Genomic DNA, 24,930 nt, shown 5'->3' with positions numbered 1-24,930 from the left:
GAGAATTAAGGACACACGCCGATGGCCATCCCCCTCGAACGCATCAAGATCCTCGAACCGCGCCACCCCAACCGCTCCACCGGCATCATCAACGGCCGCACCAGCGGCATCCTCAACTGGAACGACATCCCCTACCCGTCTTTCTACCGGGCGTACAAGGAGCTCTCGACCAACTTCTGGATCCCCGACGAAGTCGACATGAAGGGCGACGCACGCCAGTACGGCGAGCTCAATGCCCGTGAGAAGAACGCCTATGACTCCATCATCGGCCTGCTCGCCACGCTGGATTCGCCGCAGACGCGCTTCATTTACAACGTCGCCGAGTACATCACCGACCCCGCCGCGCACGCCAATGCGGCAATCATCGGCCAGCAGGAAGTGATCCACAACGAAAGCTACAGCTACGTGCTCGCCTCGATCGCCGGCCTGGCCGACCAGAACCGCGTGTTCGAGATCGCCCGCACCCACCCGACCATCCTGGCCCGCAATGCGCCGATCATGCAGTCCTACGACGACTTCATGCGCGAGAAGACCGCCGAGACGCTGATCCGTTCGCTGATCCAATCCTCTATTCTGGAAGGGATAAACTTTTACTCCGGCTTCGCGTTCTTCTACAACCTGGTCCGCCAGAACCGGATGACCGGCACCGGCAAGATCATCAGCTTCATCAACCGCGACGAGCTGGCCCACACCAAGTTCATCAGCGAGCTCATCCGCGCCATCATCGGCGAGAATCCGGCCCTGCAGGGCGAGCAGTTGACCGCGTATGTGCATGAGGCCTTCGAGCACGCCATCCAGCTGGAAACGCGCTGGACCGGCGAAGTGCTCGATGGCATCGACGGCATCGACGTGGACGAGATGATCCGCTACGTGAAGTACCGCGCCAACAAGATGGCCGGGATGCTCGGCATCGAGAAGCTCTACAGCGAGACCAACGTCAACGTGATGCCGTGGATCAAGGCTTACGCGGACAACTTCACTGAGACCAAGACCGACTTCTTCGAGATGCGCAACGCCAGCTACAAGAAGACCAATTCGGACAATGGGTTTGACGATCTGTAAGGAGGCATGGTGATGCACATTCTGCTGGCCTTTGCCTCGCTGAGCGGCAACACCCGCGAGGTGGCTTCGCTGATCCGGGCGCGCTGCGAAGCGATGGGGCATGGCGTGGACTGGCTCGACGTCGATGCCGATGACGTGGCCGCCGTACTGGCGGACGCAGCGCCCACCCTATGCCTGCTCGGTTCCTGGACCGACAACGCCGGCCGCACCCCAACGGAAATGAAGGACTGCGTGGCCGCGCTGCGTGATCGCTTCGGGCTGCCACTGCCGTTCCCGGTGGCGGTATTCGGTACCGGCGAGACCCAATGGGGTGAAGAGTATTACTGCGGCGCCGCCCATCGGCTGGCGCGGTTCTTCGGCTCCCCGTACCCGGTGCTGGAGATCGAGCAGATGCCGCACGGCGCCAACGACACCCACACCATTCACCACTGGACCGACACGGTGTTGGCCCTTACCGAGATCCCGACACCATGCTGACCTTGCACGCCCAGACCGCTGAGGACTACCACGCCGCCCTGCGCGAACACCCAGCGCTTCTAGTGGACTTCCACAAAGACGACTGCCCGGGGTGCCGGATGCTGGAGATGTCGTTGGCCAGTGTCGCTGGCGCCGTCTCGGACGCGGGGATGACGGTGTTGAAGGTCAAACTGGAGACGGTCGGTGAGGAATTGTTCCGGAAGCTGGGATTGCGACAGACCCCCACATTGCTGGTGGTCCGGGACGGTCACGAAACCGCGCGCCTGGCCGGGTTTCAGTCGCCAAAGCAGATTCTGGCGGTGTTGGGGGTTGGTTGATGCTTGGAGCAGGGAGGCCCCTGCAATGGCGGAGACCTCACTGCGCGTGCATTACCGCACTGGCGCAGACAACAACCCACGGCGCTTGAACCACCACTCCAGCGGCAGCGTGACCAGCGGCGGTACCGCTGCGGCCAGCGCCAGCAGTGCTGCCCACCACGGCCAACGCAGACGGATCGCCGCCAAGACGGAGACGACCACGTAGACCATGAAGGCCACGCCGTGCACCGGCCCGAAGATCTTGACGCCAACCGGCGTCGGGTCTGCCGCCTGGTACTTGAAGTACATGCCGATCAACAGGCCGGCCCACGTCAGGGCTTCGACGAAGGCGACCGTGGCGAACACGCGGCCCATGGGGCTGATCGGCGAAGCAGTCTTCAAGGTGGGCTCGAGGTCGTAACGGAAAAGGAGCCGCATCATAGCCAGTGATGCGCCTTGATGCGAACCATTCTCAGCCGAACGTGTTCGGCCGAACATCCGCCCACGCTGGCCTCAGACAAACATGCCGCCCGACGCTTCTACCCGCTGCGCGTTGACCCATACGGTCTGCGGCGACAGCAGCGCCACGGCCACCGGACCGATGTCGTCCGGCTTGCCCGGCCGGCCCATCGCGGTGACCGAGGCCACCATCGCGTTGACCTGCGCATCGTCGCGCACACGGCCGCCGCCGAAGTCGGTTTCGATCGCGCCCGGCGCCAGGGTGTTGGCAGTGATCCCGCGTGCCCCCAGCTCTTTGGCGAGGTAGCGGGTGAACACTTCGATGCCGCCCTTCATCATCGCGTACGCCGAACTGCCCGGCAGCGAGAAACGCGCCAGCCCACTGGACACATTGAGAATGCGGCCGCCATCGGCGATGAGCGGCAACAACGCCTGGGTCAGGAAATACGGGCCCTTCAGATGCACCGCGACCAGTGCATCGAACTGATCGACGGTGGTGTCGGCGATCATGGCGTGCAGGCCTTCGCCGGCATTGTTGAGCAGGCCCTGCAACTGCGTTGCGCCCCATCCGTCCAATACCATGCGGACGTGGGCAGCAAAGTCGGCAAAGCCACTGCTGTCGGCCACGTCCAGCGGAATCGCCTCAGCACGGCGACCGAGCGCCCTGATCTGAGCGACCACGGCCTGGGCGGCCTCGGCCTGGCTGCGGTAGGTCAGCACGATGTCGGCGCCGTCGGCCGCCAGCGCGAGGGCGGCGTTGCGGCCGAGGCCACGGCTGCCGCCGGTGATCAGGACGGCTCGGGTTGCGTTGCTCATGTCAGTGCACCTGCGCTTGGGGAATGGTTGCCAGCCTATTGGTGTTGCGCGGCCGGATAAATCGGCGGATGCTGATTTGACTATCCACAAATCGCGAACAATCCATGGATCGCCTCGATCATCTGCGGTGCTTTCTTCGGGTCGCCGAACTCGGCTCGTTCACCGGCGCGGCCGACAGCCTTGGCCTGCCCAAGGCCAACGTGTCGCTGGCCGTGCAGCGCCTGGAAGCAGACGTAGGTGTGCAGTTGCTGCACCGGACCACGCGCCGGGTGCAGCTGACCGCTGACGGCGCCCAGTTCCAGGCGCGGGCGCATGACCTGCTGCATGACATGGACGACCTCCAGGGCATGTTCCGCATCGATACCGCCCAGCTCAAGGGGCGCCTGCGTGTGGACATGTCCAGCGGACTGGCCCGGCAACTGGTGATTCCGCAGTTGCCCGCCTTCCTGGCCCAGCATCCGGGGCTGGAGATGGAAGTGAGCGGTACCGATCGCCGGGTCGATCTGATCCGCGAGGGCTTCGACTGCGTGCTGCGGGTCGGGCCGCTGGATGACAACACGCTGGTGGCCCGCCCGCTCGGACAGCTGCCGATCGTCAACTGCGCCAGCCCTGCCTATCTCGCCGCTCGTGGCACACCGACCATGCTGGGCGATCTGGCCGGCCACGCGCTGGTCCACTACGTCGGCACCCTGGGCCAGCGTTCACCGGGGTTCGAGTACTTCGATGGACAGCGCTATCAAAGCATGCCGATGGGCGGTGCGGTGACGGTCAACAGCGGTGAGGGTTATACCGCGGCGGCGCTGGCGGGGCTGGGCATCATCCAGGTCCCGCTGCTGGGCGTTCGGCAGGCACTGGCCTCGGGCACGTTGGTCGAAATTCTGGCCAACGTGAAAGCCGAACCGATGCCGGTCACCCTGCTCTACGCCCAACGCCGCCACCTGCCGAGACGGGTGGCGGCATTCATGGACTGGGTGGCCGGCGTGGTCCGGCGCGAGCTGGACCACGACCGGTAACGCACGCCCGCCCGGCGCAGTGACGTGCCGGGCGCGCACGCCGGTGGATCACGCGTCGGTATCCGAATGCCGGTTACGGCGGCTGCTGAGCACCACGATCGCGCGGTCCGGCAATTGCCAGTGGCCTTCCGCATCCGCCTGCAGCGGCGCACCATCGATGGTGCTGATCAACAGGCGCCAATGCTCGTCGTCGATCAACGGCGGCACGAAGGCCTGCGGCTGGTGCGAGGCGTTGAACATCAGCAGCAGGTGCGCATGTTCCGGGCCGCGTGGCGTATCGTCCTGGCGTGCAGCCCCCAGGTGCAGCGCCAGGCTGCGGGCTTCGCCATCGTGCCAGTCGCCATCTTCCATCGGCTGGCCATCCGCACGCAGCCAACGCACGTCGTAGCCTTCGCCCTGCTCGTCGCGGGCGTCCAGGAAGCGGCCACGGCGCAGCTGCGGATAGCGACGACGCAATGACAGCAACCGACGCACGAACAGCGATTGCTGGCGCCCTGCCGGGCTGGCGGCCTTCTGCCAGTCGATCCAGGTCAATGGATTGTCCTGGCAATAGGCGTTGTTGTTGCCGCCCTGGCTGCGCGCGAACTCATCGCCGGCCAGCAGCATGGGTGTGCCCTGCGCCAGCAGCAGGCTGGCGAGCATGTTGCGCATCTGCCGCGCGCGGACAGTGTTGATGCCCTCGTCGTCGGTGGGCCCTTCAGCGCCATGGTTGAAGGCGATGTTGTGGTCGCTGCCGTCGCGCCCGTCCTCGCCGTTGGCCTCGTTGTGCTTGTCGTTGTAGCTGACCAGGTCATTGAGGGTGAAGCCATCGTGCGCGGTGACGAAATTCACCGAGGCCGCCGGGCGTCGTCCCTTGTGGTTGAACAGATCCGCCGAGCCCATCAGGCGTGTGGCGAACTCGGCCAGCTGACCACCATCCCCGCGCCACAGCGCCCGCACGTTGTCACGGAACCGGTCGTTCCATTCGGCCCAGCCCGGCGCGAACTGCCCCAGCTGGTAGCCACCGGGCCCGATATCCCACGGCTCGGCGATCAACTTGACCTGGCTCAGCACCGGGTCCTGCCGCACCGCATCCATGAAACTGCCGGACGGATCGAAGCCGGCACGTTCGCGCCCGAGGATGGTGGCCAGATCGAAGCGGAAGCCATCCACGTGCATGTCCTGCACCCAGTAACGCAGCGAGTCCATCACCATCCGCAGCGCGCCGGCATTGGTCAGATCGAACGTATTGCCGGTGCCGGTATCGTTGATGTAATAACGCGGATCATCGGCGAGGCGATAGTAGCTGGCGTTGTCGATGCCCTTGAACGACAGCGTGGGACCAAGCTCGTTGCCTTCGGCGGTGTGGTTGTAGACCACGTCCAGGATCACTTCCAGGCCGGCGTCGTGCACGCAGGCCACCATCTGCTTGAACTCGGCGATAGTGGAGGTGGACATGAAGCGCGGCTCGGGCGCGAAGAAGGCGAGCGTGTTGTAGCCCCAGTAATTGCGCAGGCCCCGCTCGAGCAGATGCTGGTCATCCACATGCGCGTGGATCGGCAGCAGCTCCAGCGCCGTCACGCCGAGCTGGCGCAGATGATCCAGCAGCGCGTCCTGCTTCAGCGCCGAGAACGAGCCGCGCGCCTGTTCGGGCACCTGGGGGTGCAGCATCGACAGACCACGTAGATGCGCTTCGTAGATGACCGTGTCCTCCCACGGCGTGGCTGGCGCGGTGTCGCGCCCCCAGGTGAACGCTGGATCCACCACGGCGCAGCGCGGCATGTACGGTGCGCTGTCACGCTTGTCGAAGCTGAGGTCTTTGTCTTTGTGCCCGATCGTGTACCCGAACAATGCCGGCGCCCACTTCAACTGGCCGACGAGCTGCTTGGCGTACGGATCCAGCAGCAGCTTGTTGGGGTTGAATCGGTGACCGGCTTCCGGCGCGTATGGACCATGCACGCGGTAGCCGTACCGCTGCCCCGGCCGTGCGTCCGGCAGGTAGCCATGCCAGATTTCATCGGTGTACTCGGGCAGCACGATGCGCTCGATCTCACGGCCGCGCTCGTTGAACAGGCACAGCTCAACCTTGGTCGCGTGGCGGCTGTACAGCGCGAAGTTGACGCCCAGGCCATCCCAGGTAGCGCCCAGCGGGAACGGCCGCCCCCCGCGCAGGCGCGAGGATTGTGCAAACTGGCGGGCGCTCATCGGCGCATCTCTTCGGTGGTGTCGGCCGCTTGAAGCTCGGCCTCAACCAGGCGCTCGGCCATCAGCCAATGGCGCTGGTCCTGGCCATCCGGCCGACCTTCTGCTTCCCATATCTGCCGGGCCAGTGCCCCGATTCGCTCGCGTCGTTCTTTATCGTCCATTGCTCTGGCTTCACTCATTGATCAGCAGGGTCACGGGGCTGCCATCGGACAGCGCCCGCAGGGAAATAGCGGTGTCGTTGATTTCTACCGTCGCGTCGGTGAGCAGATTGCGATAACGCCCCTGCGGGATCGTCACGTGCCCGTTGATCCAGAAACGTGCCGGCACGGCCGCCGATGCGTGCTGCACCGGACGCAGCGTGGGAGCGATCGCGGCGATGACGACCAGGCGTTGCTGTCCGTGCGCTCTGGCAAAGGCCAGCACCTGATCGGGCTGACTGGTCGGCAGCGGCAGGTAGCTGCCGTGGGCGAACAGGTCCGGGGCACTGCGGCGGGCATGGAGCAAGGTGCGTACAAGACGCGCCTTCAGCTGGCCGTCACCCCACCCCTGCAGCAGTGCCGACCAGGACCGGCCGTCGCCGAGCCAGCGCTGGCGCAGTGCGTAATCCACCGGACGGCGATTGTCCGGATCCACCAGCGACAGGTCCCAGCCCTCGGTACCCTGGTACAGGTCCGGCACGCCCGGCACGGTCATCCGCAGCGCCGCCTGGGCCAGGCTCAGACGTGCGCCCGCCGGTGCAACCAGGGCCACGATGTCCTGCAGCGCGATCCGGAACGGCCGCCCCACATCAGCGTCGAGCAGCGCTTCAACCACGGCGGCGGCCTGCGCTTCGTAAGTCTCGTCTGGATGACCCCAACTACTCCGCAGCCCCCCTTCACGCAGCGCCTTGCCTTGCCACTGGACCACGCGCGCGCCGAACTCCGCGTCCACCTCGGCGTCGGCCGGCCAGGACGCGACCAGTGTCTGCCAGAGCATGTCGCGGTCAGCGGGATGCAGCGCAGCCGCACCGAGGGGGGCAGCGAGCCGTTCGACCCGGCGCAACTGGCGCATCCACCACTCAGGCCAGGCGGACAGCACGGCGATGCGCATGCGTGCGTCCTCGCCACGCTTGTGGTCATGCGTGGCCGTAGCGAGCAGGCTGCGCGGGTGCTGGTCGTGCCGGGCGCGCGCGAGACCGTGGAACCGCGGCGCCGACAGGCTCTGGACCGTGGGGTGGCTGCCGACTTCGTTGCGGGACAGGACCGGCGCGTAACGATAGAAGCTGCTGTCCTCCACTGCCTTGGCATTGAGCGGCGCGCTGAGCAGTTGGAAGCGCTGCCGCACAGACCGGCAGCAGCGGCGCAGCCTCGGGGAAGCATCCTCTGCGGGCGGCGCCAGCACCCACGCTGCAATCTGATGGATCGCGGCGACCAGATCCGGCGCAGCGCCTGCGGTTCCCGCATCGATCGCCTGTCGCCACAGACGGAGGTCCTCCGCGGTGGCCGGTGCATCGGTGAGATAGCTGCGGTAGGCGGGAAAATGGCTCAGCAACGCCAGTGCGGCGCGAGCGAGCAGCGGCCTGCCAAACTCGGCAGCCGTGCCACCGGCCAGACGCGCGAGGCGGACAAGCCGAAGGACGAAGGCGTCGAACTCCGCGCGCAGGCCATGCTCGAGGACATCGCGCCGGGCCTCCAGCTCGACCTCGCCGAAGCTGCGTGGGTCGCCGCTGATCCGTTGCCAGTGCCGTGTCAGGGCCTTGCTACCCTCGCCGGCGTGCAGCAGCGCGCCCACCTGGTCCATGAAGTCGTAACCGGTGCTGCCATCGCACGGCCACTGTGCGCGAAGCACTTCGTCCGGGGCGAGGATCTTCTCGACCCACAGGCCCAGCGACCCGGGAGCAAGACCGCGCGTGGCGCCCGCCGCGTCCAGTGCGGCGCGCAGCCGCTGCAGGTAGCCCGCCGGATCACGCAGCCCATCCACATGGTCCACACGCAGGCCATCCACGCGTCCTTCCGCAACCAGACGCAGCGGCAGGGCATGAACCGTCTCGAAGACATCGTCGCGATGCATCTGCAGCGCGGCCAGCGAGGCAATGGTGAAGAACCGGCGGTAGTTGATCCGGTCATCGCCGCTGCGCCACCACGCCAGACGATACGGCTGCGCGGCCAACAGATCGGCCAGCGCCTGGGCGGGCAGCGCTGTTGACCCCGCAGGCAAGCTCGACGGCGCCAGCGGATACACCGCATCGTGATGCGCAATGCCCGCCACGCCCTCGCCATCCCGACGCACGGCCAGCATGCCGTCGGCAATCGCGGTGGACAGCGGACGATCCAGTACCGGCAACCACAGCTTGCCGTCGCGCCCAGGGGCGCGCCAGGCGATGTCGAACCATGTGGCATGGCGGCTCTCGCGTCCGTGCGCGAGCACATCGGCCCAATAGGGGTTCAGCGGGTGCGCCGCCATATGGTTCGGCACGATATCCAGGATCAGGCCCATGCCCTGTGCGCGCACCGCATCGGACAGGCGCTGCAGCCCCGCCTCGCCGCCCAGCTCGGGATTGACCGTGGTCGGGTCGATCACATCGTAGCCGTGCATTGAGCCAGGCACTGCGCTGGCAATGGGCGAGAGGTACAGGTGACTGACGCCCAACGCGGCGTAGTAATCCACCTGTGCACAGGCCGCGTCGAAATCGAACCCGGCATGCAACTGCAGACGTGCGGTGGCGCGGAACGGCACCATCTCAATACTCCTGGGCGCGGCGTGCCGCGGCGAACTGCTGCAGCGAACGATCCAGCGTCCGCAGCGGTAATGGCGATGGCAGGCGCTGGCGCCAGTTCGGATGGACAGCGACGGTACCGGGCAGGTTCACCTGCCCGCGCAGGCCAAGGGCGTCTTCGACCGGCAGCAGTGCCAGCGGTGCCGGAGCGGCAGCCACATGCCGCAGCGCTGCCAGCCGCAGCGCGGCCGGGCTGGCACCATCGCTGCCTACGGCCCGCGCGAGCCGCGCGACATCGGCATGACGCTCTGCCATTGCCTGTGCCTGATCGGCAGCAGGCTGCGCCTCCAGCCGTGCGCGCCAGCCCAGATCGTCACCGTGCTGCCAGCCTTCCAGGGTCGGTAGATCGTGCGTGCCGGTCATGGCGACTGCGGTGTGCCGCCACTGCGGGGGCGTCAGGAATTCCCCGGCCGGGGAACGGGTGAACGCGAGCACGTCCATGCCGAGCACACCGCGTGCGGCCAGCGTGTCCCGAATGCCAGGCGGTACCACGCCGAGGTCCTCACCGATAACGATGCAGCGGTGGCGCCACGACTCCAATGCCAGCAGGTTGAGCAGGTCGGTGAGTGGATAGCGCAGGTACACGCCCTGCCCCGAGTCCGCACCGTGCGGCACCACCCACAGCCGCTGCAGGCCGAGAATGTGGTCGATGCGCACGCCGCCCCGGTGGCGCATTACCGCACGCAGCAGGGCAATGAAGGGCGCAAAGCCGGTGCGCCGCAATCCATCGGGCGAATAGCTGCTCACGCCCCATACCTGCCCACCCGGCGCGAAGGCATCCGGCGGCGCGCCCAGTACCAGGCCCTGCAATGCGGTGTTCCCGGCGGCGGCCGCTTCGGCACCGTCCGGTGTAAAGCCCACGGCGAGATCGGCAATCAGGCCCAGCGACATGCCGGCGTCGCCGGCGCGCTCCTGCACCTGCGCCCAGCTGCGCGCAGTGCGCCATTGCGCGTAGATCTGAAACGCGGGATCGCGCTGCCCCGACGCGCTGGCGTTGAAACGCGCAAAGGCCGCCAACGCCGTGCCGCCGTCCTGCTCAAAGCGCCGCAGCTCCTCCTGCTGTCCCGCGGGTGCCTGGCCGAACTGTTGAAAGGACTGCCGCAGCGTTTGCCATTTCACCGCCGCTGCACCTGGCCAGTCGATCAGGCCGTCTGCGGGCGTGGGATCGGCCTCCAGCGCACGGCCCGTCTCCAGACCGTCGAGCGCACCGGCGTAGACCGGTTCCAGGAAGCGTCGATCACTCGGAGAGTAAGGGCTGAACGCTGCATCGATATGCCCGGCCGCGTGCAACGGGCTCAACGCGAGGGCATCGCCGCCCGCTGCCGCAACCCGCTCGCACCACGCCTGCGCGCCAGCGCTGTCGCCGATACCGCCATCGCCCGGACTGCGCGCGGCATACACCTGCAGCATGGCCCCCCACCTGCGCGGCAGCGCCGTGCCGGTGGCGTCGGCCACGCCGAAACACCGTGCAGGTGCCACCGCAACGGAGTGTTCGGTCTGCCCGATCCGCAGTCGCCAGTAGCCTGGCTGCGCCGGTACTTCCCAGGCGCCAGGCCGAATCTGCCTGGCGGGCCGCGCCAGACCCTGCTCATCACTCCACTCGCCGGCACCGTCCGCCGCCAAAGCCAGCAACTCGCCCACCTGCACGGTGCGCAACGCGGGTTGCGCGCGCTGATGCAGACAGCGCTTCAGGCTGTCCTCCCGTTGACCCGGCGTCGCCGCTGGCCAACCCAACGCTGCCAGCACACTCTGCAGGGTGTTGTGGCCCACCGTACGCGGTGTGCCGTGGACGTCTTCCCAGTCGATCAGCAGCCCGGCAGCCTCCGCCAGCGCCGCCAGCGAACCCGCACTCATGCCTGCACCCGGCGGACCAGCAGCGCGGCCGGCGCCAGCAACTGGCCATGCCCTACTTCCCCCAGTTGCAGCACAGTCTCGCCGTAGGGAAGATCGGCCAGCACCTCGGTATCCCCCAGGTTGAAGGCCAGCCACCACTGGCCCTCACCCAACTGCCAGCCTGCGCGGATGGCGCCGTTGCCGATGACCTCCGCGCCTAGACTGCGGGCGTGCCGCAGCTGTGGCACCAGATACTTCCAGCGCAGCGCAAGGACACTGCGGAATGCGGCCAACCAGGTGTTCTGTTGCCGTGCCTCGGGTGACGGCAGCGGTGACTGCGACGCCTGGAAGGTGGTGACGGCGTTGGGATCAGGAATTGTGGCCTGCGCTGCGGGATCAGCGAACGCCTTGAACTGGCCAAACTCCGCGCGCCGGCCTTCGCGCACCGCCTGATCCAGTGGCGCATCGAAATCGGTGAAGAACTGGAACGGCTCGCGCGCGCCCCACGGCTCGCCCATGAAGAACAGTGGAATCATGGGAGTGAGCGCGGTCAACGCCAGCGCGAGCTGGAGCCGCTCCGGTGCCACCAGCGTCTGCAGCCGATCACCAAAAGCGCGGTTGCCGATCTGGTCGTGGTTCTGCGCGAAAATCACGAACTGCGCGGGCGACAGCGCCGCACTCGGTTCACCCCGACGGTGGCCCAGCCGGTTGGTTTCACCCTGCCACGCAAACCCTTCGCCGAGTACTCGCGCCAGCTGCACGTCGGGCGTTGCCGCGAAATCGGCGTAGTAACCCTCGGTCTCACCGGTCAGCAGTACATGCAGCGCATTGTGGAAGTCGTCGTTCCACTGTGCGGTGTAGCCCTGCGCCAGCAGCGAGGCCGCATTGTTTTCGTTCTCCAGCACCAGGTGCGCGCGGTGCGGCGGCCCTTCGGTGTGGATCGCCTCACGCAGCTGGGTCAGAAAGGCCTGTGGCTGGATGGCGTGTACCGCATCAAGCCGCAGCCCATCGAACCGGTACTCGGCCAGCCACATCAGCGCGTTGTCGATGAAGAAGCGCTGCACGTGCGGCTGGCGGAAGTCGATCGCCGCGCCCCACGGCGTCGCCACGTCGTCACGGAAAAACGTCGGGGCGTACTGCGGCAGGTAATTCCCTTCCGGCCCGAAGTGGTTGTAGACCACATCCAGCAGGACCATCAGGCCCAGCGCATGCGCGTGGTCGATCAGTGCCTTCAGTTCCTCGGGAGTGCCATAGACCGCGGCGGGCGCATAGGGAAGCGCACCGTCATAACCCCAGTTGCGGGTGCCCGGAAACGTCGCCAACGGCATCAGCTCGATCGCAGTGATGCCCATCGCCGCGAGCGCCGGCAGCTGATCCTGCACCGCAGCGTAGCCACCCACCGCGCCCACGTGGAGCTCATAGATGACCGCTTCTTCCCACGGCCGCCCTGCCCACCCCGTGGTCTGCCAGGCGTACGCGTCGGCATCGTGCACCGCACTGGCCCCGTTGAGGCCTTCCGGCTGCCATCGCGAGGCCGGGTCAGGCACGCTCAGCGTGCCGTCAATCCGAAAGCGATAGCGCGTTCCCGCCGCGCACGCAACCCGCGTGGCATGGCAGCCGTCGCCTTCTGCCTGCATCGGCAACGCCTCGCCGTCCAGCAGCAGCTCCACGCGCTGTGCCGCCGGCGCCCAGAGCCGGAAGCGGTAGTCACCCTCAGGCTGTCGCCAGGCACCGAGCCGTTCGCCCGCCGTCACCCCTCCACCTGCAGGAACACCGTGGACAGGGGCGGCAGCGTCAAGGCTACTGACTGGGCATGCCCGTGCATCGAGATCGGCAGGGTATCGACCTGGCCGTGGTTGCCGATGTCGCTGCCACCGTAGAAGCGGCTGTCGCTGTTGAAGACCTCGTGCCAGCGCCCTGCATGCGGCACGCCGACACGGTAGCCATGGCGCACCATCGGGGTGAAGTTGCTCACCGCCAGCAATGGGCCGGCCTTGCCACGCGGGTCATGGCGGATGAAGGCAAGCACGCTGTTGACGTGATCATCGCCGACACTCCATTCAAACCCGTGCTCGGTGCGGTTGCCGTGCTGCAGTGCCGGCAGCTCGCGCAGCAGCCGGTTGAGATCGCCGACCATCCGCGCCACGCCGGCGTGGGCGGGCTGTGCAGCCTGCGCCCAGTCCAGCTCGGCGTCATGGTTCCATTCCGTGCATTGGCCGAACTCGCCGCCCATGAACAGCAGTTTGCTGCCCGGGTGCGCCCACATGAAACCGAGGTAGGCGCGCAGGTTGGCCAGCTGCTGCCACCGGTCGCCAGGCATCTTGCCCAGCAGCGATCCTTTGCCGTGCACCACTTCATCATGCGAAAGCGGCAGCACGAACTGCTCGGAGAACGCATACATCGCGCTGAAGGTCATCTGGCTGTGATGGTGCGAGCGGTGGATCGGGTCGCGTCCCAGATAACTGAGCGTGTCGTGCATCCAGCCCATGTTCCATTTATGAGTGAAGCCCAGGCCGCCCTCGCCGGCCGGTGCGGTCACACCGGGCCATGCCGTGGATTCCTCGGCGATCACCAGTACACCGCATGCCTGCCGCGCAATGGCGTCGTTGAGGTCGCGCAGGAAGGCGATCGCCTCCAGGTTCTCGCGGCCGCCGTGCGCGTTGGGGATCCACTGACCATCCTCGCGGCTGTAGTCGCGGTAGAGCATCGAGGCGACAGCATCCACGCGCAGGCCATCGATATGAAACCGCTCAATCCACTCCAGCGCGCTGCCGATCAGAAAGCCGGTCACTTCACTGCGGCCGAAGTTGTAGATGAGCGTGTCCCAATCCGGGTGCAGGCCCTGTCGCGGATCCTCGTGCTCATACAGTGCGGTGCCGTCGAAGCGCTGCATGCCGTGGGCATCGGAGGGGAAATGGGCGCCGACCCAATCCACGATGACCCCCAGCCCGGCCTGGTGACAGCGGTCAACGAACCGCGCGAAGCGGTCTGGTTCCCCGTGACGGGCGGTCGGTGCATACAGGCCCAGCGGCTGGTAGCCCCACGAGCCACCAAACGGATGCTCGCTGACCGGCAACAGCTCGATATGGGTGAAGCCAAGCGCCGTCACGTAAGGGATGAGACGGTCGCCCAGCTGGTCCCAGTCGAGCACGGCCGCGTTGTCGCCGCGCCGCCAGGAGCCGGCGTGCACTTCATAGATGGAGATCGCGCGGTCATCCATCGAAGCACGGGCGGACATCCAGGCCTGATCCTGCCACGTGCGCGCCGTGCCATCGGCAACCACGGAAGCCGTGCCCGGCAGCAACTCGGACTGGCGCGCCATCGGGTCGGCCTTGTGTGTCAGACGCGTCCCATCGGCGGCGGTGATCTCGAACTTGTAGCGGGCACCCGCGTCGACGCGCGGCAGGAATATCTCCCAAACGCCGGCACCATGCCGCAGCCGCATCGGGTGACGCCGACCGTCCCAGCCATTGAAGTCACCCACTACCGAGACGCGCCGCGCATTCGGGGCCCAGACCGCAAAACGCACGCCGTCCACCCCCTGCTGCTGCAGCGGATGCGCACCGAGAGCGGCGCGGATGCTGCCGGGATCACCCGCGGCGATGCCGGCCAGCGCGTCGTCGTCCAACAAAGGACCAAACGCGTAGACGTCTTCGATCTCCTGCTGCACTGTGCCCCAGTCGACCCGCAGCACACTCACCGACGGACCATCGATGGGGGCCTCGAAAATGCCCTCGCCCATCGGAGCCATTGGCTGCCAACGACCGCCCGCGTCCCGGCGCAGTACGGTCAGCGCTGCCGGAAACAGCACGGACAGGCGCCAGCCGTGCGCAGGGTGGCGGTGCGGCCCAAGCAGGGCGAACGCATCACCGGGCGCGCCAGCGGCGAGCGCTGCAAGCTCCGGCGAGAGGCCGGCCTCTGTCAACGATGGCGCGGACACGCTCTCACTGCCGGGCTCGATACCGGCGTCCAGTTCCCATTGCGTGCTCATGCGCGTGCTTCCGTGGTGCGTTGATAGAGATCGAGGTAGTGCGTGCCGGCGATGTCCCAGCCACTCGGGCGCAGCATCGCCGCGCGCCGCATGGCCGCCATCAGGCTGGATTGGCGGAAGGTGCGGAAGGCGCGCTGCACGCAGCGGCGCAGCGCATCGGCTTCGGCCGCGTTGAACAGGAACCCGGTAACGCCATCGTCCACGGTGTCGATCAGGCCCCCGGTGGCATGTGCGATCGGCAGGCAGCCAAAGCGCTGGGCGTACATCTGGCTCAGGCCGCACGGTTCGAAGCGCGACGGCATCAGCAGGAAGTCGGCGCCGGCGAACATGCAGCGCGCCAGGGTTTCATCGAAGCCGATATAGGCCGAGACGCTGCCGGGATAGCGGCGCGCCAGCTCGCGCACCTGTGCTTCGATCTGCGGCTCGCCGCCGCCAATGATGACCAGCTGGCCGCCCGCAGCCACGATCTGCGGTGCCACATCGCAGGTCAGGTCCAGGCCCTTCTGATGGACCAGGCGCGAGACCACGGCGAACAGCGGGCCACGGCTCTCGGGCAGGCCGAACGCACGGCGCACATGCCGCGCGTTGTGATCGCGGCCTTCGCAGGACTGCACGCTGAAGTGCACCGGCAGGTGATGGTCGGTACGGGGGTCCCAGCTGCTGTCGATACCGTTGACGATGCCACTGAGGTGACCCAGTGCGGCGCGGCGCGAGAGCAGCCGGTCCAGCCCGCAGCCCTCGGCAGGCGCGGTGATCTGCGCCGCGTAGCTCACACTGACGGTGTTGACCTGGTCGGCGTGCACGATGCCCCCGCGCAGGAACGACAGCTGCCCGTGGAAATCCAATGCTTCCCGCTGCGCCTCGCCGATGCCCAGGTCCGCCGCGAGGCTGGCCGGGAACAGGCCTTGGTAAGCCAGATTGTGGATGGTGAGCAGGCACGAGGCCTTGCTGCCAGACCAGCGCACGTAGGCCGCGGCCAGCGCACACGGCCAGTCATTGAGATGCAGCAGGCCCGGTGTCCAGTCCATGCCTGCCTCGCCCGCCGCGATGACGGCAGCGGCACGCGACAGCGTGGCAAAGCGCACCGCGTTGTCGGCCCACGGCTCCCCGTCCGCGTCGACATAGGGCGAGCCTTCGCGCTCGTACAGCTCCGGGCAGATCAGCACATAGACCGGCAAGCCATCGTCCAGCACCGTGTGTGCGATCACGCAGGCAGGGAGTGCGGCGTGTGCGGGCGTCTGTCCGATCACCTGGATCGGCCCGGTACGCTCCAGTACTTCGCGATAGCCGGGAATCAGCACCCGCATGTCCGCACGGTCACGCAGCGCACGTGGCAGCGACGCGGCGACATCACCTAGCCCGCCGGCCTTGATGTAGTCGGCCATCTCCGAGACGACAAACAGCACGCGATGATCGCGGCCGCTGGCTCGTTCGATGTGATCGCCAGGCACGACGGTCTGCGTGATGCGGCGGCGACGCGCACGCAGGGCATCGGTTTTGACCAGGGCCTCGGCCTTGGCGGCGGAGACCTCACGGGTGCGAGTGCGAGCAGACATGGGGGAGAACTCAACGGGGGGAGACAGGGCACAACCGCTCCTCCCCTCGCGCGGTGGATGCGCAAGGCGGAGGACGCGCTGATTGAGACGATGTGGTCGGAGAAACAACCTCGACCTGTGATTCGAATCTACACCCCGCCTGAATCAATACGCCGTGAATCCGCTGCGACGATTTGTTGACCGACCGCGATATCGCGGCGCGAAGAATGTCCGGTACGCCACGCGCAGCAAGACGCGGCGTGGATGATGAATCTTTCAGATTCAAGAAAAGATGTTGCGTTCCGCGCACTACCAGCGCCTTTTGCGGGCGTGGTTGAGGAAGACATGCCGGATGACGACTCCAGATGCCATGTCACGATTTCATATCGTCATGCGCTTCGGTTCGGGCCGAGACTCGAAGCGCTACCCGCCTGCCATCCGCCCGCAGACAGCCGTTGCACGTTTTTGCACGTTTAAGTAGAGTTGGCAGCATCACGCAATCTTGCGGCCTTCGCGCCTTCCCATGATCGACTCCCCGGACACTCTCCCCAGCGAGCGCCAGCAGCGCATCCTGTCTCTCCTTCAACAGCACGGTCGGGTACTGTCGGCGCAGCTGGCGCTGGACATGCAGATCTCCGAAGACTCGATCCGCCGCGATCTGCGCGAACTCGCCCAGCAGGGTCTGTGCCGAAAAGTGTATGGCGGTGCGCTGCCTGCCACGCCGGCGTTCCCACCTCTGAGCGAGCGGCAAACCGTGCAGACACGGCAAAAACAGGCACTGGCCCGCCATGCCGCCGAGCAGGTCCGCGCCGGCGACAGCATTCTGCTCGATGCCGGCTCCACCAACAGCGCCATCGCCGCCTGTCTGCCGGAACATCAGAACCTCCGCGTCATCACCAACGCCCCGGACATCGCGTTGACCTTGATGGGGCGTGCCGGCATCGACGTCACCCTGCTCGGCGGCCGGCTCGACCCGCGTATCGGGGCCAGCGTTGGCGCACAGGCGCTGGAGGCCGTCAACGGATTGCGCGTTGATCTCTTCTTCGTGGGCACCTGCGCGGTGGATGCGCAGCACGGCCTGTGGGCGGTCGATGGCGAAGAAGCCGCGCTGAAACGGGCGATGCTTGCCGCGAGCAGCCGCTGCATCGTGGTCGCCACCCGCGACAAGCTCGGCGCACAGGCCAACCATCGCATCGGCGCGGTGGAGGACATCGACGTGCTGGTGCTCGAGGCCGATACCCCTCAGCCGCAGATCGACGCGTTCGCCCAGCGCGGCATCGATATCCAGCTCGCCCCGCGACGCTGACCTTTTCCTTCAACCTCCGCGACCCATGACCTCTATTCCGACGCGCATCGCGCGCGCGCAGCAGTACGCCACGCGCGCGGCGTTCTTTCTGCCGGGCTTTGCCACCGCTGCCTGGGCACCGCTGGTCCCCTTCGCCAAACTCCGCACGGCCCTGGATGAGGGCTCGCTCGGTCTGGTCCTGCTGTGCCTGGGTGCAGGTTCCCTGCTGGCGATGCCGATTGCCGGGATGCTCGCCGCACGCCACGGCTGTCGCGCCGTCATGGTCGCCACGCTGATGATGGTGATCGCCAGCCTGCCCTTGTTGGCCATCGCCCCCTCGCCTTGGACGCTGGGGTTGACCTTGTTCGTGTTCGGCGCCGGCGTGGGTGCGTGCGACTGTGTGATGAACATGCAGGCGATCATGGTCGAGCGCGACAGCGGCCGACCGATGATGTCCGGGTTCCACGCGTTCTACAGTATCGGCGGCGCAGTCGGTGCCGGCGCGATGACCGCACTGTTGGCCCTTCACTTGTCACCGTGGGTGGTGTGCCTGCTCGCCTCGGCGGTGATGGCGGCCCTGCTCGCCATCTCGCTGCCGCACTGGCGTACCGACAAGGCGCCCAGTGATGCGCCGCTGTTCGCGGTGCCGCACGGGGTGGTGCTGGCGATCGGCGTGCTGTGTTTCGTGGCGTTCCTGGCCGAAGGCTCGGTGCTGGACTGGAGTGCGGTGTTCCTGCATGAAGTGCAGCAGGTGGATCCTTCCCGCGCCGGGCTGGGCTATCTGGCCTTCGCCATCGCGATGACCCTGACCCGCCTGGTCGGCGATGGCGTGGTGGCCAGGCTGGGCCGACACCGTTCGATCCTGATCGGCAGCCTGATCGCCGCCGGCGGGTTCGCGCTGGCCACCTTCGCCTCCTGGCTGCCCTTGGCGTTGAGCGGCTATGCGCTGGTGGGCCTGGGCTGCGCGAACATTGTGCCCGCGCTGTTCTCGATGGCGGGCAACCAGAAGGTCATGCCCGAGAGTCTGGCCATCCCGGCCATCACCACGCTCGGGTATGCCGGCGTCCTGGCCGGCCCGGCATTGATCGGCTTCGTCGCGCAGGCGAGCAGCCTGGTGTTCGCCTTCAGTGCGGTGGCCGTGACGCTGGTCTGCATCGGCCTGGCGGCGCGCTGGGTGCGGGCCTGAGGCAGCGAACGTTACCTGCACAGTCTCGGGAATCAGTGGCTCGACAGCACCACCACCGCACCGGTGACCAGCGCGATCCCCACCCAGCCGATCGGGCGCAGGCGGTTGCCGAACAGCACCCGCCCGCAGAGGGCCGTACCGATCACGCCGATGGCACCCCACATCGCATAGGCCGTGGCCAGATCCATCGTCTTGACCGCCTGGCCGAGCAGCGCGAAGGCGATCCAGACCAGCACGATCGCGGCGAAACTCCACGCTGGCTTACGGAAGCCGTCGGATTTGGCCACCATCATGTTGGCGGCGATGTCGATCAGTGCCGAACACAGCACAAACAGGAAGGCGGTGAGGTTCATGACGTGTGCGCCTCGCCGAGGGTGACGCAGACGATGCCGACCGCCGCCATCACCAGCCCGATCATCTGCTGCACGGACAAGCTGTCCTTGAACACGAACATGCCGACCAGCGTCAGCAGGGTCAGGCCCAGGCCTTCCCACACGGCATAAGCCACGCCCACCGCGATGCCGCGCACCGACAACGCCAGGAAGTAATAGGAAATGGCCAACGCCACGGCCATGACGACATAGCCGGCATAGCCCCCATGACGGGCGGCATCGGCCATGAACGAGGTGCCGACCACTTCAGCGACGATCGCGACGGTCAGGCAGGCCCAGGCGATCAGACCGCCACGGGCACGGGGTTGCGAATGCACCTGTGTGTGCATGGAAAGCTCCTTGATTGCGGCCGCAGCATGACGCCCCAGCGGCGCGCCCATTATCATCGCCTTTTCCATCAGACCGAAGATGGAACCCATCGGCAAAGGCGATACATCCATGCGTTACAGCCCCGAATCCCTGCACGCGTTCGTGGAAGCGGCTGCACTTGGCTCGTTCTCCGCCGCCGCGCGCCGCCTGAAAAAGACCCAGTCGACCATCAGCACCGCCGTCGCCACCCTGGAGGCGGACCTGGGCTTGACCCTGTTCGACCGTAGCAGCCGCTACCCGGTCCTCACCGAGGACGGGCGCAAGGTGCTCGGCCATGCGCAGGAAATCCTGGCCGCGGCCGACCGTCTCGAACAGCTCAGCATCCGCCTGGCCGACGACGTAGAGCCACGCCTGAGCCTGGTGTTTTCAGACATCTATCAGCTCAATCCGGACCAGCATCTGCTGCGCCGGTTCGAGCAGCGTTTTCCGGATATCGAACTGGAGTGGCTCGACGCCGAAGGCAGTGACGTGCTGGAGGTGGTGCAGCGTGGACGGGCCCATCTCGGGCTGATGCCGCATCAGCCGGCCTACCCGACCGAACTGGCGGTGCGCGCCCTGCCCGTGCGCGCGGAGATGGCGGTATTTGTTGCCGCCGGTCATCCGCTGGCCGCACTGCACGCGCCGGAAGAATCCCACCTGGCCACCCATCGCCAGATCTGCCTGAGTGGCGATGCGGCGCGCGAGGGCCACGCGCGCGGGCGCATGTGGTCGGCCTCGGATTATCTGATGGTGCTGGAGATGGCCGAGGATGGCTTCGGATGGGCCGAACTACCGCGTGCGCTGGTGGCGCGATACGGCAGGGGCATGCTGGTCGAACTGCCCCTGCCCGGCTGGCCGCGACTGGTCTCTACCGATGCGGTGTGGCGCAAGGACGCGCCGCTGGGGCCAGCGGCGCTGTGGTTGCTGGATCAGTTTCAACTGCCGGCACCTTGATACCGGTCAGAACAGCACATGCCATGCAGCCTGCACGACACCCCGCATGAGCGCACCGCCTGCAGACACGCGCTGATCGGGCCAGCAGGGGACCAACCGTGCCCTGCCCGCCCTGCATCGATTACCAGGCGCGACGCAGACCGATCTGGCCTGCAACTTCCTTGTAGCCGCCGTCGCCACGCTGCACGCGCATGTCGCCCCACGCCGACCACTTCAGGCCCAACTTCAGCTGGGCACCGGCCTGTGCTTCATAGCGGTTGGTCGGCAGGGTCGCACTGATCCGCTCGCCATCGAACAGCAGCGAGTTGCCATGGTCGCCGCGCAGCCAGTTCACCGCGAAGAACGGCTGCACCCGGTTGCCCGTGGCGCTGTCGTGCCCGAACAGGCGTACGCCGACGCGTGATTCAAGCCCACCCGCACGGCCGTCCTGGACGATCGTGCCGTTGGCTTCCTGCAGGGTGTCACCCTTGTAGTCGGTGTAGGTCAGCTGCACCTGCGGCTGGATGAACCACGCGCTGCGCTCGCGGTTGACCAGCGTCCAGCTGTAGCCGGCTTCCAGCGACGCAGCACGGGTGGTGGCGTCGTACTTCTCCTTCGCCAGTGCCTCGCCCTGCACTTCGCTGTCGAAGCGCGCGTATTGCAGCCAACCGTCCACATAGGCACCGGTGCTTTCGCTGGCGCGCTGCACCCAGGTGCCATAGACACCCACGGCATCGCCCTTCACCTTGCCGCGCGTGCTGTAGCCGGTCACGTTGGAAACCGCCTGCGTATCCGCGCGGCCACTGGCCAACATCACACCGATCTGGCCACTGCTGGTGGTGCCCCAACGGGCTAGATCGCTGCCGATCTGCAGCACGTTGCTCTGGCTGCGCGCATCGATCTGGCCGCGTACATCGCCATGGACCTGATCACGGCCCACCCGCACCCAGGCACCGGCACGCTCGCCATCGAAGGCCCGCTCGCCGCGGTCATGGGCGCGCTGCTGGAACATGCGTGTGGCGATCGCCTGATTGGCGAGGTACGCGCCGGGTTCTGGGCGCAGCACTGGTACCGGGTCGACCGGACCCGGACCGGGGTCCGGATTGGGGTCCGGATTAGGGTCCGGATTCGGATCAGGGCCCGGACCAGGCCCAGGACCCGGATCGACCGGCGTGCAGGCAGGCAGCGTCGGATCGAGATCGCAAGGATCTCCGGTGTAGGAGGATCGCAGGTACCAGCCACCGTCACCCGGTGTGCTCACACCGCCCTTGTAGAGGAAGTACTCGTAGGCGCCCCCCACCGCACGGCCAGACAGGGCAAACGCTGCATCCGACGTACCGGCAACCGAAATCAACTGGATGCCTTCCACCGTCTGTGCGCCAGCTCCCCCGATGTTGTTGACCACGATGTTGCCGCTGCCCGAGGTGTTGCCGCCTACCAAAAGCTTGTCCGACGGCGATGTGTCATCACCCAGCGGGCTGTTGAAGATGAGCGTGCCGCCATTGACGGCAAAGTCGCCTGCGACAGTGACTGTCTTGTAGCCCGGCGACGGTGCGGCAAAGGCCAGCGTGCCCGAGCCGATATCCAGCGTGCCGACGGTGGAATCGCCGGTGACATCCCAGCGGGAGGTATCGGCGAGTGCCATGGAGTTCACGTTGGTCAGTGCACCGGCGAGGCTGGCGTTGTTCTGGAAGCTGAGGTTGGCCGTATCGGTGACACCCGCAATGACATTGCCGACCAGCGCAGAATCGTCCACCCGCACATTTGCGGTCTGGCCCCCGGAGACTTCCAGCAGATTGCCATTGCCCCCCACCAGCGACGAACGGTTGCGCACGTCGATATTGGCGATCCAACTAGCCGGGAGGGTGCCTAGCGCCATCACGATGGCGGCGCCGTTCTGACCAATGATGCTGGAGCGATCAATCAACAACGCGACGTCCGCAGGCCGACCGGCCGTGTTGAACGTCATGATGCGCACGCCGCTGTTGATGCCGGTCACCGTGGTGCCGTTCAACAGATTTGCGGTGCCGCTGAGATGCACCAGTCCGTGGCCACCGGTCAGTGGATTGGTGCCTATCGACTGCACCGCGTTGAGTTGGCTGTTATCGAGTGTCATGGTGCTACCCGAAGCGACGCTGGCACCTAACCCGACGCCGGTTAACGTGCTGTCAGCGATGCTCACCGCAGCACCTTCGGAAGCGGCGAGCGCCCTGCTTACTGACGAGGTGATTGTGGAACTGGTAATCGCAAGCGTGGTCTGGTTTGCCGTGACGGCTATTGTGCTACCGGCATTGACGTTGACTGTGCTGTTGCCAAGAGTGGCATCGGATGCCATGAAGCGCACAGCACCGACAATGGTCGAGCCCTCTATTCGCGTTGTCGTAAGTTGCGCGCTGATCGTCGGGCCTGGGGGGGACGAGCTGGCGATCAAAGCCCCATTGATATCCAGCCGTGCGTTCTGCGCCGCGATCCAGTCGGACTGTCCGCCGGGGTTGATGGTCAGCAGTGCATTGGACCGCAAGGTCCACGTTTCCGGCACATCGCCCGGGTTGACCGTCGCGCTGCCGCCGTTGAGGGTGCCTGCGAATGCCACAGGTGTCCCGGCCAGCAACGCCAGCGCCACGGCGCCGGCGAGCCCGTTGGTCATACGGGAGTGAGCGCGATTGCGATGCAACATGGTGAAGCCCTCAAGAGACAGTGGGGCCCATCTTTTGACAGGCTGATTGCGGGATCATTGCTGTTTCGACATAGCCGATACGTCCATTCAAGGCGGCGGCGAGACCCCCACGCCTCTTACCAAAGGCCCGTGGAGCGCTCACTACGTACGTCTGATGCACTGGCAGCCAACGAAAAGGACAGGACGCCCACAGGCGCCTTTTCACGCAAGACACGTGGCACTGGTTACCAGGCGCGACGCAGACCAATCTGGCCCGCCACTTCCTTGTAGCCACCATCGCCGCGCTGCACGCGCATGTCGCCCCACGCCGACCACCTCAGACCCAACTTCAGCTGGGCACCGGCCTGTGCTTCATAGCGGTTGGTCGGCAGGGTCGCACTGATCCGCTCGCCATCGAACAGCAGCGAGTTGCCATGGTCGCCGCGCAGCCAGTTCACCGCGAAGAACGGCTGCACCCGGTTGCCCGTGGCGCTGTCGTGCCCGAACAGGCGTACGCCGACGCGTGATTCAAGCCCACCCGCACGGCCGTCCTGGACGATCGTGCCGTTGGCTTCCTGCAGGGTGTCACCCTTGTAGTCGGTGTAGGTCAGCTGCACCTGCGGCTGGATGAACCACGCGCTGCGCTCGCGGTTGACCAGCGTCCAGCTGTAGCCGGCTTCCAGCGACGCAGCACGGGTGGTGGCGTCGTACTTCTCCTTCGCCAGTGCCTCGCCCTGCACTTCGCTGTCGAAGCGCGCGTATTGCAGCCAACCGTCCACATAGGCACCGGTGCTTTCGCTGGCGCGCTGCACCCAGGTGCCATAGACACCCACGGCATCGCCCTTCACCTTGCCGCGCGTGCTGTAGCCGGTCACGTTGGAAACCGCCTGCGTATCCGCGCGGCCACTGGCCAACATCACACCGATCTGGCCACTGCTGGTGGTGCCCCAACGGGCTAGATCGCTGCCGATCTGCAGCACGTTGCTCTGGCTGCGCGCATCGATCTGGCCGCGTACATCGCCATGGACCTGATCACGGCCCACCCGCACCCAGGCACCGGCACGCTCGCCATCGAAGGCCCGCTCGCCGCGGTCATGGGCGCGCTGCTGGAACATGCGTGTGGCGATCGCCTGATTGGCGAGGTACGCGCCGGGTTCTGGGCGCAGCACTGGTACCGGGTCGACCGGACCCGGACCGGGGTCCGGATTGGGGTCCGGATTAGGGTCCGGATTCGGATCAGGGCCCGGACCAGGCCCAGGACCCGGATCGACCGGCGTGCAGGCAGGCAGCGTCGGATCGAGATCGCAAGGATCTCCGGTGTAGGAGGATCGCAGGTACCAGCCACCGTCACCCGGTGTGCTCACACCGCCCTTGTAGAGGAAGTACTCGTAGGCGCCCCCCACCGCACGGCCAGACAGGGCAAACGCTGCATCCGACGTACCGGCAACCGAAATCAACTGGATGCCTTCCACCGTCTGTGCGCCAGCTCCCCCGATGTTGTTGACCACGATGTTGCCGCTGCCCGAGGTGTTGCCGCCTACCAAAAGCTTGTCCGACGGCGATGTGTCATCACCCAGCGGGCTGTTGAAGATGAGCGTGCCGCCATTGACGGCAAAGTCGCCTGCGACAGTGACTGTCTTGTAGCCCGGCGACGGTGCGGCAAAGGCCAGCGTGCCCGAGCCGATATCCAGCGTGCCGACGGTGGAATC

At 66.5% G+C, this 24,930-nt stretch carries 20 protein-coding genes and 1 pseudogene; 8 read left to right on the top strand and 13 right to left on the bottom strand.

Annotation, left to right across the window (positions count from 1 at the left end; genetic code table 11):
• Positions 1–21: 21 nt before the first annotated feature.
• From AC13F7_RS17065 to AC13F7_RS17055, 3 genes are read left to right on the top strand one after another with little or no spacing between them, the layout of a single operon-like run.
• Complete coding sequence (locus AC13F7_RS17065; RefSeq protein WP_346492958.1) at positions 22–1,062, top strand: ribonucleotide-diphosphate reductase subunit beta; 1,041 nt, start codon at positions 22–24, stop codon at positions 1,060–1,062.
• Positions 1,063–1,074: 12 nt separating this feature from the next.
• Positions 1,075–1,539 (top strand): flavodoxin, encoded by a 465-nt coding sequence (locus AC13F7_RS17060; RefSeq protein WP_483002373.1) that lies wholly within the window; start codon positions 1,075–1,077, stop codon positions 1,537–1,539.
• Positions 1,533–1,856 (top strand): thioredoxin family protein, encoded by a 324-nt coding sequence (locus AC13F7_RS17055; protein ID WP_483002371.1) that lies wholly within the window; start codon positions 1,533–1,535, stop codon positions 1,854–1,856. Before AC13F7_RS17060 ends, AC13F7_RS17055 begins: the two co-directional genes overlap by 7 nt.
• A gap of 51 nt (positions 1,857–1,907) precedes the next feature.
• Here AC13F7_RS17055 and AC13F7_RS17050 read toward each other — a convergent pair whose 3' ends face one another.
• Complete coding sequence (locus AC13F7_RS17050; protein WP_483002369.1) at positions 1,908–2,237, bottom strand: DUF3817 domain-containing protein; 330 nt, start codon at positions 2,235–2,237, stop codon at positions 1,908–1,910.
• A gap of 111 nt (positions 2,238–2,348) precedes the next feature.
• A complete protein-coding gene (locus AC13F7_RS17045; RefSeq protein WP_483002367.1) occupies positions 2,349–3,110 on the bottom strand; it encodes an SDR family NAD(P)-dependent oxidoreductase in 762 nt (253 codons plus the stop codon).
• 104 nt (positions 3,111–3,214) lie between these two features.
• Here AC13F7_RS17045 and AC13F7_RS17040 point away from each other — a divergent pair, with 104 nt between their 5' ends.
• Positions 3,215–4,123, top strand: coding sequence for a LysR family transcriptional regulator (locus AC13F7_RS17040; RefSeq protein ID WP_483002365.1), 909 nt, complete (start codon positions 3,215–3,217; stop codon positions 4,121–4,123).
• A 129-nt stretch (positions 4,124–4,252) separates the two neighbouring features.
• On the opposite strand, the pseudogene glgX reads toward AC13F7_RS17040, so the two are convergent.
• From glgX to glgA, 7 genes and pseudogenes are all read right to left on the bottom strand, one after another.
• A pseudogene (glgX, locus tag AC13F7_RS17035) lies at positions 4,253–6,307 on the bottom strand (glycogen debranching protein GlgX); the annotation flags it as partial.
• On the bottom strand, positions 6,304–6,468 hold the full coding sequence (locus AC13F7_RS17030) for a DUF2934 domain-containing protein (protein WP_481467563.1): 165 nt from the start codon (positions 6,466–6,468) through the stop codon (positions 6,304–6,306). The pseudogene glgX and the gene AC13F7_RS17030, both read right to left, overlap by 4 nt.
• 10 nt (positions 6,469–6,478) lie before the next feature.
• Positions 6,479–9,025 (bottom strand): malto-oligosyltrehalose synthase, encoded by a 2,547-nt coding sequence (treY, locus tag AC13F7_RS17025; RefSeq protein WP_483002363.1) that lies wholly within the window; start codon positions 9,023–9,025, stop codon positions 6,479–6,481.
• 1 nt (position 9,026) lies between these two features.
• Positions 9,027–10,916 carry a 4-alpha-glucanotransferase gene (locus AC13F7_RS17020; protein WP_483002361.1) on the bottom strand — a complete coding sequence of 630 codons (1,890 nt, stop codon included), beginning with the start codon at positions 10,914–10,916 and terminating at the stop codon, positions 9,027–9,029.
• On the bottom strand, positions 10,913–12,649 hold the full coding sequence (gene treZ / locus AC13F7_RS17015) for a malto-oligosyltrehalose trehalohydrolase (protein WP_483002359.1): 1,737 nt from the start codon (positions 12,647–12,649) through the stop codon (positions 10,913–10,915). The genes AC13F7_RS17020 and treZ overlap by 4 nt, the downstream gene beginning before the upstream one ends.
• Positions 12,646–14,886, bottom strand: coding sequence for a 1,4-alpha-glucan branching protein GlgB (glgB, locus tag AC13F7_RS17010; RefSeq protein ID WP_483002357.1), 2,241 nt, complete (start codon positions 14,884–14,886; stop codon positions 12,646–12,648). Before glgB ends, treZ begins: the two co-directional genes overlap by 4 nt.
• Positions 14,883–16,442, bottom strand: coding sequence for a glycogen synthase GlgA (glgA, locus tag AC13F7_RS17005; protein WP_483002355.1), 1,560 nt, complete (start codon positions 16,440–16,442; stop codon positions 14,883–14,885). Before glgA ends, glgB begins: the two co-directional genes overlap by 4 nt.
• Positions 16,443–16,944: 502 nt before the next feature.
• Between glgA and AC13F7_RS17000 the strand changes: the two genes are divergently transcribed.
• Both AC13F7_RS17000 and AC13F7_RS16995 read left to right on the top strand, forming a co-directional pair.
• Positions 16,945–17,727: a DeoR/GlpR family DNA-binding transcription regulator gene (locus AC13F7_RS17000; RefSeq protein ID WP_483002353.1), complete on the top strand. Its 783-nt coding sequence runs from the start codon at positions 16,945–16,947 to the stop codon at positions 17,725–17,727.
• 25 nt (positions 17,728–17,752) lie between these two features.
• Positions 17,753–18,892, top strand: coding sequence for an MFS transporter (locus tag AC13F7_RS16995; protein ID WP_483002351.1), 1,140 nt, complete (start codon positions 17,753–17,755; stop codon positions 18,890–18,892).
• 32 nt (positions 18,893–18,924) lie between these two features.
• On the opposite strand, the gene AC13F7_RS16990 is transcribed toward AC13F7_RS16995, so the two are convergent.
• On the bottom strand, positions 18,925–19,245 hold the full coding sequence (locus AC13F7_RS16990; protein ID WP_483002349.1) for a DMT family transporter: 321 nt from the start codon (positions 19,243–19,245) through the stop codon (positions 18,925–18,927).
• The gene (locus AC13F7_RS16985; RefSeq protein ID WP_123729404.1) at positions 19,242–19,613 is read right to left on the bottom strand and encodes a DMT family transporter; all 372 of its coding nucleotides are present in this window, start codon (positions 19,611–19,613) and stop codon (positions 19,242–19,244) included. Before AC13F7_RS16985 ends, AC13F7_RS16990 begins: the two co-directional genes overlap by 4 nt.
• A gap of 109 nt (positions 19,614–19,722) precedes the next feature.
• Between AC13F7_RS16985 and AC13F7_RS16980 the strand changes: the two genes are divergently transcribed.
• Positions 19,723–20,586, top strand: coding sequence for a LysR family transcriptional regulator (locus AC13F7_RS16980; RefSeq protein ID WP_483002347.1), 864 nt, complete (start codon positions 19,723–19,725; stop codon positions 20,584–20,586).
• Between the two features lie 121 nt (positions 20,587–20,707).
• On the opposite strand, the gene AC13F7_RS16975 is transcribed toward AC13F7_RS16980, so the two are convergent.
• Positions 20,708–22,681 carry an autotransporter family protein gene (locus AC13F7_RS16975; RefSeq protein ID WP_483002345.1) on the bottom strand — a complete coding sequence of 658 codons (1,974 nt, stop codon included), beginning with the start codon at positions 22,679–22,681 and terminating at the stop codon, positions 20,708–20,710.
• Between AC13F7_RS16975 and AC13F7_RS16970 the strand changes: the two genes are divergently transcribed.
• The gene (locus tag AC13F7_RS16970; RefSeq protein WP_483002343.1) at positions 22,680–23,222 is read left to right on the top strand and encodes a hypothetical protein; all 543 of its coding nucleotides are present in this window, start codon (positions 22,680–22,682) and stop codon (positions 23,220–23,222) included. The two genes, AC13F7_RS16975 and AC13F7_RS16970, sit on opposite strands and share 2 nt — an antisense overlap.
• A 244-nt stretch (positions 23,223–23,466) precedes the next feature.
• Here AC13F7_RS16970 and AC13F7_RS16965 read toward each other — a convergent pair.
• The coding region (locus tag AC13F7_RS16965; protein WP_483002341.1) for an autotransporter family protein at positions 23,467–24,930 on the bottom strand (1,464 nt) is incomplete at its 5' end.

This window comes from Stenotrophomonas sp. K-6 (assembly GCF_056861555.1).
The sequence above is the reverse complement of the archived record's forward strand: the minus strand, read 5'-3'. Positions and strand labels throughout refer to the sequence as shown.